The organism is Microbacterium sp. C5A9 (genome assembly GCF_022627955.1).
Taxonomy (GTDB): Bacteria; Actinomycetota; Actinomycetes; order Actinomycetales; family Microbacteriaceae; genus Microbacterium.
The window spans coordinates 245,454-259,100 of sequence record NZ_JABXGD010000007.1 but is presented as its reverse complement, the minus strand read 5'-3'; the positions used below and the strand labels follow the sequence as shown (position 1 = coordinate 259,100).

General features: G+C 69.0%; 14 protein-coding genes. 6 read left to right on the top strand and 8 right to left on the bottom strand.

Translation table 11 applies throughout. The features are described 5' to 3' along the window. Positions 1-70: 70 nt before the first annotated feature. Positions 71-430 (bottom strand): CrcB family protein, encoded by a 360-nt coding sequence (locus HWD99_RS14855; RefSeq protein ID WP_241796965.1) that lies wholly within the window; start codon positions 428-430, stop codon positions 71-73. Next, a complete protein-coding gene (locus HWD99_RS14850; RefSeq protein WP_241796964.1) occupies positions 427-816 on the bottom strand; it encodes a CrcB family protein in 390 nt (129 codons plus the stop codon). The genes HWD99_RS14855 and HWD99_RS14850 overlap by 4 nt, the downstream gene beginning before the upstream one ends. Positions 817-902: 86 nt before the next feature. Here HWD99_RS14850 and HWD99_RS14845 point away from each other — a divergent pair, with 86 nt between their 5' ends. Beyond that, entirely contained in the window at positions 903-2,432 is a 1,530-nt protein-coding gene (locus HWD99_RS14845; protein ID WP_241796963.1) for an FAD-dependent oxidoreductase, read from the top strand. A gap of 3 nt (positions 2,433-2,435) precedes the next feature. Here HWD99_RS14845 and HWD99_RS14840 read toward each other — a convergent pair whose 3' ends face one another. From HWD99_RS14840 to HWD99_RS14830, 3 genes are all read right to left on the bottom strand, one after another. Beyond that, positions 2,436-3,260 carry a nitroreductase family protein gene (locus HWD99_RS14840; protein ID WP_241796962.1) on the bottom strand — a complete coding sequence of 275 codons (825 nt, stop codon included), beginning with the start codon at positions 3,258-3,260 and terminating at the stop codon, positions 2,436-2,438. A 4-nt stretch (positions 3,261-3,264) separates the two neighbouring features. Then, positions 3,265-3,639, bottom strand: coding sequence for a hypothetical protein (locus HWD99_RS14835; protein WP_241796961.1), 375 nt, complete (start codon positions 3,637-3,639; stop codon positions 3,265-3,267). A 214-nt stretch (positions 3,640-3,853) separates the two neighbouring features. Beyond that, positions 3,854-4,642: a MerR family transcriptional regulator gene (locus tag HWD99_RS14830; protein WP_241796960.1), complete on the bottom strand. Its 789-nt coding sequence runs from the start codon at positions 4,640-4,642 to the stop codon at positions 3,854-3,856. Positions 4,643-4,782: 140 nt separating this feature from the next. Between HWD99_RS14830 and HWD99_RS14825 the strand changes: the two genes are divergently transcribed. From HWD99_RS14825 to HWD99_RS14815, 3 genes are all read left to right on the top strand, one after another. Beyond that, positions 4,783-7,269 carry a glycogen/starch/alpha-glucan phosphorylase gene (locus tag HWD99_RS14825; protein ID WP_241796959.1) on the top strand — a complete coding sequence of 829 codons (2,487 nt, stop codon included), beginning with the start codon at positions 4,783-4,785 and terminating at the stop codon, positions 7,267-7,269. Between the two features lie 120 nt (positions 7,270-7,389). Next, the gene (locus tag HWD99_RS14820) at positions 7,390-8,229 is read left to right on the top strand and encodes a DUF4097 family beta strand repeat-containing protein (RefSeq protein ID WP_241796958.1); all 840 of its coding nucleotides are present in this window, start codon (positions 7,390-7,392) and stop codon (positions 8,227-8,229) included. After that, complete coding sequence (locus HWD99_RS14815) at positions 8,226-8,852, top strand: PadR family transcriptional regulator (protein ID WP_241796957.1); 627 nt, start codon at positions 8,226-8,228, stop codon at positions 8,850-8,852. The genes HWD99_RS14820 and HWD99_RS14815 overlap by 4 nt, the downstream gene beginning before the upstream one ends. Before the next feature lie 130 nt (positions 8,853-8,982). On the opposite strand, the gene HWD99_RS14810 is transcribed toward HWD99_RS14815, so the two are convergent. Further along, positions 8,983-9,525 carry a universal stress protein gene (locus tag HWD99_RS14810; RefSeq protein ID WP_241796956.1) on the bottom strand — a complete coding sequence of 181 codons (543 nt, stop codon included), beginning with the start codon at positions 9,523-9,525 and terminating at the stop codon, positions 8,983-8,985. A 149-nt stretch (positions 9,526-9,674) separates the two neighbouring features. Here HWD99_RS14810 and HWD99_RS14805 point away from each other — a divergent pair, with 149 nt between their 5' ends. After that, a complete protein-coding gene (locus HWD99_RS14805; protein ID WP_067119623.1) occupies positions 9,675-9,863 on the top strand; it encodes a DUF3073 domain-containing protein in 189 nt (62 codons plus the stop codon). Positions 9,864-9,993: 130 nt separating this feature from the next. Continuing rightward, complete coding sequence (locus HWD99_RS14800) at positions 9,994-10,818, top strand: MOSC domain-containing protein (RefSeq protein WP_241796955.1); 825 nt, start codon at positions 9,994-9,996, stop codon at positions 10,816-10,818. A gap of 54 nt (positions 10,819-10,872) precedes the next feature. Here HWD99_RS14800 and HWD99_RS14795 read toward each other — a convergent pair whose 3' ends face one another. Both HWD99_RS14795 and purF read right to left on the bottom strand, forming a co-directional pair. Then, on the bottom strand, positions 10,873-12,198 hold the full coding sequence (locus tag HWD99_RS14795; RefSeq protein WP_241796954.1) for an MFS transporter: 1,326 nt from the start codon (positions 12,196-12,198) through the stop codon (positions 10,873-10,875). Next, positions 12,171-13,643: an amidophosphoribosyltransferase gene (gene purF, locus HWD99_RS14790; RefSeq protein WP_241796953.1), complete on the bottom strand. Its 1,473-nt coding sequence runs from the start codon at positions 13,641-13,643 to the stop codon at positions 12,171-12,173. Before purF ends, HWD99_RS14795 begins: the two co-directional genes overlap by 28 nt. Between the last annotated feature and the right edge of the window lie 4 nt (positions 13,644-13,647).

The window sequence follows — 13,647 nt, the reverse complement described above, 5'->3', positions numbered from 1 at the left end:
TACATTCTGCATCCCGAAGCTGGAGATTAGCCCCGCACGGGCGCCGTCACCGAGCGCGCAGAATCGCGCGTCAGAGCAGGGAGCCGAGTGCCAGTCCGAGGCCGGCAGCGAGCAGCCCCAGCAGCAGCATCCCGATGGCGTCGAACGCCGCGGCGCGGCGCGCGCCGTCTCGCCACAGTGCGACCGCGTCGAGCATCGCGGTGCTGAAGGTCGTGTACCCGCCGAGCAGCCCGGCACCGAGGAGGAAGGCCTGATCGGGCAGGGCCGCGGTCACGAGTCCGAGTGCGAACGATCCGCTCAGGTTCACGAGGAGGATGCCCCAGGGGAAGCGGCGCCCGGCGATCTTCGCGACGCCGAGGTCGACGAGGTAGCGCAGCACCGCCCCCACCCCTCCGGCGAGCGCCGCCGCGATGAACAGGAGCGGGCTCATGAGTCGGCTCCCGCGAGACGGGCCGACGAGCGCGGACGCCCCAGATGAAGCCCCAGGGCGGCGGCCGAGAGGCCGAGCACGAGGCTGCCCGCGGCGTACGCGAGGCCCCACAGCGGAGCATCCGCCCACAGTGAGACCGTGCCGGTCATGAACGCGCTGTACGTGGTGAATCCGCCGAGCACGCCCGTCCCGAGGAACACCCGCAGCCCCGCGGTGGAGGCGAGCCGCGCGGCGACGACGCCGATGAGCAGCGAGCCGAGCACGTTGACCAGGAGCGTCGCCGCGGGGAAGCCGTCGGCGTCCGGCAGCCAGAGCCCCACTGCCAGCCGTGCCGCGGTGCCGATGGCGCCGCCGCTGAAGACGAGGAGCAGACGCCGAGGGGTCACGCGGCAACTCTAGTCGCGCCCCGCCGACGCATCCGCCGATTGTCAACCGGGTGCGCGTGGAGCGGCGGCGGGTCGAGACTGTCCCCATGAAGCCACTGTGGAAGCTCGACCGGACTCCGCCCCTCGGCACACCGTTCGACCCCGGCGCGCGGCACGACGTCGTCATCGTCGGCGCCGGCCTGACCGGACTCACCACCGCCGTCATGCTCACGCGCGCCGGCCTCGACGTGGCGGTGATCGAGGCGGGCGCCGTGGCGGAGCTCGCGACCGGGGCCAACACGGGCAAGCTGTCGCTGCTGCAGGGCAAGCGTCTGGCCGAGATCCGTCGCCACCATCCGGCGTCGCTCGTGCAGGCGTACGTCGACGCGAACCGTGCGGGCATGGACTGGCTCCTCGCCTTCGCCGACCACGCGGGCGTCCCGTATGAGCGGCGCACCGACCACTCGTATGCGCAGGACCCCTCGGGGCTCGACACCCTGAGCGAGGTACATGCCGCGGCGGGTGAGGCAGGTCTCCCGACGAGGATGCTCACGCGCGACCAGCTCTCGTCGCTGGCCTTCCCCGTCTTCGGAGCCGTCGCTCTCGACGACCAGGTGACGATCGACCCCGCGCTCGTCGCTCAGGCTCTCGCCGAAGAGCTGCTCGCCGCGGGCGGGACCCTGCACACCGGCGTCAGGGTGACGGCGACCCACGTGCTGCCCGACCCTCGCGTCGAGACCACGGCCGGGCCGATGTTCGCCGAGCACGTCGTGATCGCGACCGGATACCCCATCCTGGACCGCGGCCTGTACTTCACGAAGATGCGGGCGTTCCGGTCGTACTGCGTCTCCTTCGCGGTGGGCGGCGACGTCCCGGAGTCCACGTTCATCTCGGTCGACGGCGCGACGCGGTCGATCCGGCCCGTGTCCGCTGCCGACGGCCCGGGTGGCAGCGCCCGGCTCGTCGTGGGCGGCAACGGGCATCCGGTCGGGCGTTCCGACAGCGAGGCGGCGGCGATCGACGGGCTCATCGCGTGGACGCGACAGTACTTCCCGGATGCCGAGGAGACCCATCGCTGGGCAGCCCAGGACTACGAGTCGCACAATCAGATCCCGTTCGTGGGGGCCATGCCGCGCGGACTCGGCGTCGTGCGATTCGCGACCGGCTACGCCAAGTGGGGCCTCTCGAACGCCCCCGCTGCGGCGCTGCGCCTCACCACCGAGATCCGCGGAGCAAGCTGGCACGACCGGCCGTCGTGGATGGTCAAGATCGGCACGAGGCTCACGGTTCCGGCCGACCTCGCCCGCGGTGCGCTCGAGGGTGCGAAGGTGGCCGCCGCCGCGACGAGCGGCTGGATCGGCGCGGAGACGACCGCCGTCCCCGTGCCTCGCCCCGCCGAGGGAGAGGGCGTGGTCGCGAACCGCGGTGGGCGGCCGGTCGCGATCTCGACGGTCGACGGGGTCACCCGCGCGGTGTCCGCCGTGTGCCCGCACCTGGGTGGCGTCCTGGCCTGGAACGACGCCGAGTGCACGTGGGACTGCCCGCTGCACGCCTCGCGCTTCGAAGCCGACGGCACGCGCATCGAGGGGCCGGCGCTGCAGGACCTGGCGGCACTGCCCCGCACGAGCGAGGGCTGACCCTCAGCGCGCGGCAGGGTTCTCGACGCCGGGCGGCGGGGCGTCCCAGCCCTGCTGCGGCTCGTCGCAGTTCTCGCGGAACACGTACTGCGACACGAGCTTGCGCTGGTGACTCGACCAGTCGATGGCGGGGCGACGCTGCTCGGGCGGGAGGTAGCCGAGGCGGTAGACGGCCATGAGCTCGAGGTCGTCGGGCACGTGCAGCAGATCGATGATCTCCTCCCACCGCCCGGGCACCTCCATCGGGAACGAGATGAACTGGATGCCCATGCCGAGCTCGACCGTGGTGAGCCAGACGTTCTCCATCGCGGCGCCCATGCTGAACACCGAGTAGAACGACGAGAGCTGACCGGGTCGGTATTCGCTGCGATCGAGCATCACGCCGAGCAGCAGCGGAGAGCCGGCGACGAGCTTGTGGTTCTCTTCGCCGAGGGTCTTGGGCACCCCGAAGGTGTTCATCAGCTTCTGGCCGCGCTTCGTGAAGACCTGGCTCGTGAACGGGCGCAGTGCGGCGGGCAGCTTGTCGAACAGCATCCCGCTGCGCTTCTCCTCCATCTCGGCCTGACTGAACCGGAAGTACGGCTTGTAGCGCTCGAAGAACGTGCCGTTCGACATCGCCTCGGTCATGCTCTCGCCCGAGATGCGCGCGATCCTGTCGATGGTCTCGCGGTTCTCGATGACCACGAACCGCCATGGCTGGCTGTTCAGCTGCGAGGGTGCACGGCCCGCGGCCTCGAGCAGGATCCGCTGATGCTCCTCCGATACCGGGTCGGGCAGGAACGGCCCGTTCGTGGTCTTGCGGCGGCGGATGGCGTCGAGCAGTTCCATGCGTTCACTTCCGGTCGGAGGCCAGGCGCGAGCAGACGACGCCCGCGACGATGAAGGGGGCCGCGGCGAGCGCGACGAGCGGATGCCGTCGGCTGTGCGTGCCGAGGTAGGGGATGGCGGCGAGAGGGACGGCGGCCGGTGCGAGCGCCAGGGCGGCGCGGCGGCTGGCGTGCGCCGGGCGCCCCCAGACGATCGCCGAGAACGCGGCTGCGGAGGTCACGCACGTGGCGATGTAGATCGCGTGATGCACCCAGCGGAAGCTGCTCGTGTCGATGAGCCTGGCGGCGACGGCCGAGCCGAGGGCGACGTTCGCGGCGTAGGCACCCGCGGCCACCGCGAACAGCGGTGCGGCATCGGTGCGTCTGCGGCGGGGGGCCATGACCCGACCCTACGCCCAGCACCGGCATCCGATCTCGGTCTTGCCCCGGTGTCTCGATCTGTGCAAAGCGGGGCCCCGATCCGTGCGGGGTCAAAAACGCACCTCCCGCACCCTGCGGGGTCAAAAACGCACCGGAAACGAGCGTTTCGGATGCGTCATCGACCCCGCATGGCGGTGGGCTGCACCGCACGCGCCAGCGGATGCCGCGCGGCGGCTACAGGTTCGCCTCCGCGTAGAAGCGGAGCGCGTCGCGGACGAACTCCGCACCCTGCGTGCCCCCGGCCGACGTCGCGTAGTTCGCACCGAAGCGCGGGTCCGCGACGTACATCTCTCCGAGCCCGATGACGTATCCCTTCACGTCACCGCCAGGGACCGCGGCAGGGGTTCCCGGAATCCCGGTCAGCCACTCGACGTGGCGACGAGCGACGTCCTGAGCCTCGGCGGATGCCGGGTCGATGCCGCTCTCGGCGGCGGCGATCCAGTCCCGACCGAGGTCGGAGACCCGCTGCTGCCAGTCGGCCCGTTCGGCGTCGGTCATCCCGCGCCACCAGCGGTCGCTGTCGGCGTAGGTCTTGCGACCCCAACGCTGCTCGACCTCCTCCTTGTACCGGGTGTGGTCGAAACCGTCGAACATGTTCTCTGCCATGAGTTCTTCACCTCCTTTCAATGCATTGATGGTGTTCTCGACCGACGCGATCTGTCGCGCCAGCCGGTCCTGCTCCTCACGCAGCAGCGCGAGGTGGGTTTCGAGAGCGGACTCCTCGCTCTGCCGCGGGGTCACCGGGTTCAGCACCTCCGCGATCTGCGGCAGACCGAGTCCGAGCTCGCGCAGCAGCAGGATGCGCTGCAGGCGCACGAGGGCTGTCTCGTCGTAGTGGCGATAGCCGTTGTGCGCGATGCGCGACGGCGGCAGCAGGCCGACATCGTCGTAGTGACGCAGCGTCCTGCTGGTGGTGCCCGCGAGCCGGGCGATCTCCTGGATAGACCAATCACGACCGGTCATCGCGTCCTCCCTCCGTGGATCCGTTCGTCGATGACTCCACGGTAGAAGTTGACGCTGCGTCAAGGTCAAGCCTTCATCCCAACCGATATTCTTCATCCGCCCGACACACGGATGCGGCGTCCCCTCGCTACGGTCGTGTCGTGCCCGAAACACACTCCGCCCTGCATCCGCTCGCCCTCGCCCCCGTGATCGCTCCGCCGAGTACCGCGGATGAGTTCGTGGAGCGCTTCCTGCACAACCTCAACTTCGACCGGGGCGTCGCGCTGTCGGCGTCCAGCGCGAACGATCGCTACCTCGCCCTCGCGCACACGGTGCGCGATTACCTGATGGCGCGGTGGCTCGAGGATCTGCGTCGCCAGAAGGAGTCACAGGCCAAGGCCGTCTGCTACCTCTCGGCCGAGTATCTGCTGGGCCGCCAGCTCGACAACAACCTCCTCGCCGCCGCCCTCACCGACGTCGCGACCGAGGCCCTGGCATCGTGCGGCATCGACCTCGACGAGCTGCGGGCGCACGAGGTCGAGCCCGGCCTCGGCAACGGCGGACTCGGACGCCTCGCGGCCTGCTTCATCGACTCGCTCGCCACGATGGCGGTGCCGAGCATCGGCTACGGCATCCGCTACGAGTACGGGATCTTCCGCCAGACGTTCGTTGACGGCCAGCAGGTCGAGCAGCCCGACGCCTGGCTCGCACTCGGATCACCGTGGGAGTTCGCCCGCCCCGAAGACGCACAGACGATCGCCTTCGGCGGCCACACCGAGAAGTACGACGACGACGGCGTCACCCGCAGCCGGTGGGTGCCCGCGTGGAACGTGCAGGCCGTGCCGTACAACTACATGGTCCCCGGGTTCCAGAACGGCCGCGTCAACACCCTGCGCCTGTGGAGCGCCGTCGCCACCAGCGCCTTCGACCTGCGCATCTTCAACTCCGGCGACTACGAAGAGGCCGTGCGGGCACAGACCTACGCCGAGAACATCTCGAAGGTGCTCTACCCCGAGGACTCCACCCCGCAGGGCAAAGAGCTGCGCCTGCAGCAGCAGTACTTCTTCGTCGCGGCATCCATCCACGACTTCCTCGACAACATGCTCGCCGACGGCTTCGACCTGACGACCCTGCCCGAGCGCGTGATCTTCCAGCTCAACGACACGCACCCCGTGATCGCGGTGCCCGAGTTCCTGCGGGTGCTCGTCGACGAGAAGGGCCCCGAGTGGGATGCCGCATGGGCGATCACGCAGCAGTGCTTCGCCTACACATGCCACACGCTGCTGCCCGAAGCGCTCGAGGTGTGGCCGGTCGAGCTGCTCGGCCGCCTGCTGCCCCGGCACCTCGAGATCATCTATCGCATCAACGACGAGTTCCTCGTGGCGGTGCGCGAGCGCTTCGGCGACGACGAGATGCTCGTGCGCAGCATGTCGATCATCGCCGAGCATCCGGTGCGGTCCGTGCGCATGGCGTACCTCGCGACGGTCGCCGGAGCGAAGGTCAACGGCGTCGCCGAGCTGCACTCCCAGCTGCTGCGCGACAAGGTGCTCCACGACTTCGACGCGTTCTTCCCCGGCAAGTTCACGAACGTCACGAACGGCGTCACGCCCCGTCGGTTCCTGCGCCTCGCGAACCCCGAGCTCTCGTCGCTCATCACCGCAGCGATCGGCGACGGCTGGACCACCGACCTCGAACGCCTGCGCGAGCTCGAACCGTTCGCCGACGATGCCGGGTTCCGCGCGGCCTTCGCCGGGGTGAAGGCCGCGAACAAGCGTCGTCTGAGCGAGGTGCTGCGCGAGCGCGACGGCATCGAGATCAGCGACGGCCACATGCTCGACGTCATGGTCAAGCGCCTGCATGAGTACAAGAGGCAGCTGCTCAAGGTCTTGCACATCGTCACGACGTACGAGGGCGTGATCTCGGGGCGCATCGCCGTGGCGGATGTCGTGCCCCGCACCGCGATCTTCGGGGCGAAGGCCGCCCCGGGTTACGCGATGGCGAAGCGCATCATCCACCTGATCAACGCGGTCGGAGAGGTCGTGAACACGGACCCGCGACTGGAGGGCCGGCTGAAGGTCGTCTTCCCGCCGAACTACAACGTGACCCTCGCCGAGCGCGTGATCCCGGCGGCCGACCTGTCGGAGCAGATCTCCCTCGCCGGCAAAGAGGCTTCGGGCACCGGCAACATGAAGTTCGCCCTGAACGGCGCGCTCACGATCGGCACGGATGACGGCGCGAACGTCGAGATCCGCGAGCTCGTCGGCGACGAGCACTTCCACCTCTTCGGCATGAGCGAACCGGAGGTCGAGGCGTTGAGCTCTCGAGGGTATCGGCCGCAGGACGTCTACCAGGCAGACGAGCAGCTGCGCAGAGCGATCGATCTCATCGCCTCCGGCGCCTTCTCACGCGGCGACCGCTCGGTCTTCGAGCCCGTCGTCTCGAACCTGCTCTACGAGGACCGCTTCATGGTGCTCGCGGACTATGCGTCGTACATCACGGCGCAGGACAGGGTGGATGCCGCGTACGCCGATCAGGACGCCTGGACGCACTCGGCGATCCTCAACGTCGCCCGCACCGGCTTCTTCTCGTCCGACCGCTCGATCCGCGACTACCTCGACCGCGTCTGGCACGCCGCCCCGCTGGAGTGATCGCCCTCGACAGGGCAGGATCCGCCCCGGACAGAACCGCCCCTTGACAGGATCGAGATATATCGTGTTACTCTCGATGAACACGATATATCGTGATCCCTCAACACAGGAGAAGCAGACATGACCGAGAAGTGGCTCATCGCCCCGGGCGAAGAACGCGTCATCGACATCGAGAACGTCACCCGACTGAAGATCGGTCTGGTCGGCGGCCAGGTCGATGTCATCGCACACGACGAACCGGGCATCCGCATCGAGGTGCACGGCGTCACGACCAAGGACCTGCGCATCGAGGCGCACGACGGCGAGGTCGAGATCGACCACCCGCAGCTCGGCTGGGACAACTTCCTCGAGGTGTTCCGCAACTTCGGATCGGGCGGCCCCAAAGCCGAGGTCAGCGTCGCCGTTCCGCGCTCGATCGCGCTCAACCTGGGCGTCGTCAGCGCCGGTGCGCTGGTGTCGGGAATCCGCAACGACGCCCGCCTCAACACCGTCTCGGGCGACATCATCGTCGACACCCTGATCGGCGACCTGTCGGTGAACTCCGTCTCGGGCGACGTGCAGGTGCGAGGCCTCACCGGCTCGATCACGGCCAACAGCGTCTCGGGCGATGTCGCCGTCACCGGCACCGTGCGCAAGGCGACCGTCGACATCGTCTCGGGCTCGACGCTCGTCGACGCCGCGGGCGACGTGAACACGATCAACATCAACTCGGTCTCCGGCGGCACCACCGTGCGCCTCGACGAGTCCCTCGCCGCGAACTACGTGATCCGCTCGCTCAGCGGCCGCCTGCTCATCGACGGCATCGAGCGCGGCTCCTCCGGCCTCAACAACTACACCGGATCGACGGGAGAGCTCGCCGGACGCTTCGTCGACCTGCGCGCGAACTCCGTGTCAGGCGGCGTGACCGTGCTACGCCGCACCCCCGCGTCGATCACCGACGATGCGGAGTGGGAAGCATGAGCCCCGCAGTCTTCTCCCACGGCGACCTGCGCCTGTACCTGCTGTCGCTGCTCGCCGAGTCGCCGCAGCACGGGTACGGCATCATCCAGGCGCTGACCGACCGCACGGGCGGCACCTACACGCCGAGCGCCGGCACGATCTATCCGCGGCTCGCGAAGCTCGAGGAAGAGGGCCTGGTCACCAAGACCGTCGACGGCCGCACCACGATCTACGCGATCACCGAGGCCGGACGCGCCGAGCTCTCGTCCCGGGAGGGAGATCTCGCGGGCATCGAAGCAGGGATCACCGATTCGGTGCGCCTGATCGCGAACGAGGTGCGCCAGAGCGTCAAGGAGGCCATGAAGAGCCTCCGCGCCGATCTCGCCACCGCCGAGAAGGACGATCGCGCGGCATCCAAGTCCCGCCCGCGCACCGCCGGTGACGACGAGCGCATCGTCAGTCGCGAGGAGATGCACCGGGCGGATGCCGTCATCAACGCGTTCCGTGCACGGGTGCGCACCGACCTGCGCACGCACGTGGCGAAGGGCGGTGCACTGCCGGCATCCGTCGTGTCCGACCTCGAGGACGGACTGGATGCCGCCGCCCGCGGCATCACCACGGCACTCGCGTCACTCGGTCGCTGACACCCGTCCCACTCCCCGGTCGTTGCGCGGAGCCGACCGAGACGACACGTCGCACCCCGATCTCGTATCGATGCGCGTGTCGTCTCGCGCGGCTCCGCCCGGCTCGCTCAACGACCGAACGGGGACGACGTCACTCGGTCCAGATCTCGGACTGCGAGTCGGGCACCGGCTCCTGGAGGGGCACGACGAGGACCGAGCGGTGCTGACGGTGCGCGAGTCGAGCGGCGACCGATCCGGTGAAGAACTCGCGGATCGACTCGCCGATCCCGCGCTTCCGCGTGCCGACGACGATCAGCTGGGCATCGAGCTTGTTCGCGAGCTGCTTGATAGCGAGAGCGGGGTCTCCGACCAGCTGTCGTGCCGTCCAGGTGATCCCCGTGCCGTCGAGTGCAGCGGCCGCTTCGGCCTGCACGGCCTCGAACTCGGCGGCCCCTGCGTCGAGGTTCATATCGATCGGCGCCGAGTGCACATAGCCGTCGGGATCCTCATAGGTCACGAAGCGCGTGACGTCGACATGGGCGACCACGAGCGGCACTCGCAGCAGCCGGGCGAACCGCGCCGCCTCGTCGATCACGCGCGCGGCTTGACCCGGCTGCATCCCGACGATCACCGCTTTCTGCAGAGTCGCGTTCTGTGCCGCCTCGTCGGAGGGCTTCGAGGTGTTGTCGGTCATGACGATCGCTCCCTTCACCAGCCTGGCGTCGGCCAGGGGGGCCTACCCGCGTGCTATTCTGAATGCTACTCTTACCGGCCTTGAGCCGGTGTCGTGAATGCATCGGGCCGTCAGCTGCCCGCCGCTTAACTCGTGAGGGGGTCTCGCGCATGGGCCGTGGCCGTCAAAAGGCGAAGCACACCAAGATCGCCCGCGAACTGAAGTCATTCAGTCCGTCGGTGAACTACTCCGCGCTGGAGCGCGAACTCGGGCATCCGAGCGACTCCGAAGACGCGTACGTCGACAAGTGGGCCGACGAGTATGCAGACGAAGACGAGGACGAACTCGAAAAGGCCTGACCGCCGATTCGCTCGACCGTCGTCTCCCCCGTGCGCCACACGGGGGATTCGTCGTGTCCGGAGCACCGACCATCGTGTCGTGCACGCGCGAGATCACGGTCTTCGAGCACGCGGCTGACAGACTCTCTGTATGGCTCGCGTCGTCTCGCTCTATCGGCACCCCATCAAGGGGCTGACCCCGGAATCCGTCGACTCGCTCACCGTGCAGCCCGACGGGCGCATCGCCGGTGATCGAGTCCTCGCCTTCCGCTTCGGGGATGCCGCGGTGCCCGAGCACCGGGACGGACTCGACCACTGGCCCAAGGCGAAGGGGCTGTCGCTGCAGGATTTCCCCGCTCTCGCCGCGCTGCGGACGACATATGACGATCGCTCCCACACCGTTCGGATCGAGCACGACGGTTCGATGCTCGTCGAGGCCGGTCTCGACGACGACGGTCGCGTCGCACTCGCGGATGCCGTGACGGACTTCGTGCTGGCCACACCCGACGGGCGCCGCCTTCGCCGCCCGGGCAGGCTGCCGCTGGTCGTGGTCGGCGACGGCACGACCTCGAGGTTCCAGGACCGCGCGCGCGGCTACGTGTCGGTGCACACCCGCGCCAGCGTGAGCACGCTCGGCGAGGCCCTCGGTCTCGGGATCGACGACCGCCGTTTCCGATCGAACATCGTGATCGACGACGCAGCAGCCTGGTCGGAGCTCGACTGGCGCGGCACCGTGACCGTGGGACAGGTCGTGTTCGAGGCCGCGGGTCCGATCGTGCGCTGCCTCGCGACGCACGCGAATCCGGACACGGGGGTGCGCGACGCCAGAGTGCTGACCACCCTCACGGGTGCTCTCGGGCAGGATGAGCCGACGCTCGGCCGACTCCTGCTGCCCGGCGGTGCCGCGGAGGGGTCGGAGGCCTGGTCCGGCGGAACGATCCGCATCGGCGACGAGATCAGCGCCCGCAGCGCCTGACGGACAGCGGGTCCGACCGCAGGCGGTTCCGCCGACGAGCGCGACCGGCCCGGATCACCAGCGGCCGTGCCGGCGCTCCCAGTCCTCTTCGATCGTGCGGCGGCGGCCAGCGACCCAGCCCGCGGGGATCACGGCCACCAGAACGCCCACCAGTACCCAGAGCGGAATCTGCCAGCTGCCCGTCAGATCGTGGATCAGTCCGATCAGCAGCGGGAACGCCGCGGCGACCGCATAGCCGATGCTCTGCACGAACCCGCTCAACGCGACGGCGCTCTCGGGCGTGCGGGCGCGGATGCTGAGCAGCACCAGCGCGAGGGGGAACAGCGCCGGGGAGAGCCCGAACAGCACCACCCACAGCGGCATCGCCACGGTGGGGAGGAAGAGGAAGCCGGCGAGGCCCGCGAGACCGCAGGCGATCGCGATGACGAACACCGGACGGGTCGCCTGGAAGCGCACGATCAGGATCGGCACGAGCAGCGAGCAGGGAAGTCCCATGAGTCCGAACAGCGAGAGCAGCAGCCCGGCGTTCGACGGGCTCACCCCTCCCACGTCGATCATGATCGTGGGCAGCCACGAGAAGGAGACGTAGGCCATGGTCGACGACGCCCCGAACACGAGCGCGATCGACCACGCCATCGGCAGACGCCAGAGCCGCCCGAAGACCCGGGGGTTGGCCGGCGTGGTCGAGATGGGGCCGGTCGCGACCGAGGCGGCGTCGTAGGGCTGGTCGGCGGAGGCGGACGCCGGCTTCACGAGCGCGGGCGCGGCGGCGGCATCCGCTCTGCTCGTCAGCAGCATCGCGACCCACGGCACCAGGGCGATCGCGGCGAACACACCCCACAGCCCCAGCGACACACGCCACCCTGCGGTGTCGGCGATCGGCACGGCGACCAGCGGTGGCACGAACGTCGACACCGCCATGGTGGTCGAGTACACGGTCATCATGAGACCGAGACGATCCGGGAAGTACTTCTTGACCAGCGGGGGCAGCAGCACGTTGCCCGAGCCCACACCTGCGAACACCACCGCGGTCGCGGCGAGCAGCGAGGTCGAGTCGACGGACAGGCTGCGCAGCAGCAGTCCCGCGGCGATCAGGGCGATCGCGACGACGGCGACCCGCTCGAGACCGAATCGACGCTCGAAGACGGGCGTGAGCAGCCCGAACACGGCGAAGCACACGGGCGGCGCGGCCCCGATCAGGCCGATCACGACCGATGAGACCGGGAAGTCCGCCGCGACGTGGTCGATCACCGGAGACAGCGATGCCACGGCGGAGCGCAGCGAGAACGCGACCAGGACGATCCCGATCAGCGCGAGCGCGCGTCCGCGCCAGAGCGGCTGCGCACCCGAGGTCACGAGGTCTGCGACCCCTCCACCCACGCGAGGTACTCGTCGGAGACGGTGCCGGTGACGTACCGGCCGTCGAAGCAGCTCATGTCGAGATCGCTGAGCACGGATCCCTCGGTGATGGCGGCCTTGAGGTCTTCGACCTCCTGATACACGAGGTGGTCGCACCCCAGCTCCTCGGCGATCTCGGGGATCGTCCGACCGTGCGCGATGAGCTCGTGCCGTGACGGCATGTTGATGCCGTAGACGTGCGGGTGTCGCACCGGCGGCGCCGCCGAGGCGAACGTCACCGAGGTCGCACCGGCGTCACGAGCCATCTGGATGATCTGCTTCGAGGTCGTTCCGCGCACGATCGAGTCGTCGATCAGGAGCACGTTCTTGCCCTGGAACTCGGTCGACATGGCGTTGAGCTTCTGCCGCACGCTCTTCTTGCGCACCGCCTGCCCGGGCATGATGAAGGTGCGGCCGACATAGCGGTTCTTGTAGAAGCCCTCGCGGTACTCGATGCCCAGCTTGCGGGCGACCTCCATGGCGGCGGGGCGCGCGGAGTCGGGGATCGGCATGACCACGTCGATCTTGTCCATCGGCACGTGCTTCGCGATCGTGTCGGCGAGCTTGTCGCCCATGCGCAGCCGCGACTCGTAGACCGAGACGCCGTTCATGACCGAGTCGGGACGGGCGAGGTAGACGTACTCGAACGCGCACGGCGCGAGCACGGCCTCGGTCGCGCACTGCTTGCTGTGCAGCTCGCCCTCGTTCGTGATGAAGATAGCCTCACCGGGCTCGACCTCGCGCACGACCTCGTAGTCGGCGTTCTCGAGCACGAGCGACTCGCTCGCCACGACCCACTCGTCGCGCCCCTCGGATCCGGCGACGGTCGACGGGCGACGCCCCAGGATGAGAGGACGGATGCCGAACGGATCGCGGAACGCGAGCAGTCCGTACCCGGCGATCACGGCGATCACGGCGTAGGCGCCCTCGATGCGCTCGTGCGTGCGGGCGACGGCCTCGAAGATGCGCTCGGCATCGAGGTCGACCGTCGAGGTCGTGTTCTGCAGCTCGCCGGCGAGCACGTTGAGCAGCAGCTCGGTGTCGCTCGAGGAGTTCAGGTGGCGGCGGTCGCGCTGGGCCATGTCGGCCGTGAGCTCACGCGTGTTCGTCAGGTTGCCGTTGTGGATGAGGATGATGCCGTACGGCGCGTTCACGTAGAACGGCTGCATCTCCTCCTCGTTCGAGGCGGTGCCCTTCGTCGCGTAGCGCACGTGGCCGAGACCGACGTTGCCGAGCAGGCCGCGCATGTCGCGGGTGCGGAACGCCTCGCGGACCATCCCCTGCGCCTTGGCGTTGTGCATCACGCCGTTCGCCTCGGCGGTGGCGATTCCCGTCGCATCCTGGCCGCGGTGCTGCAGCAGCAGGAGAGCGTCGTAGATGTCCTGATTGACCGGGGCAGAGCCCACCATTCCGACGATGCCGCACATGGGC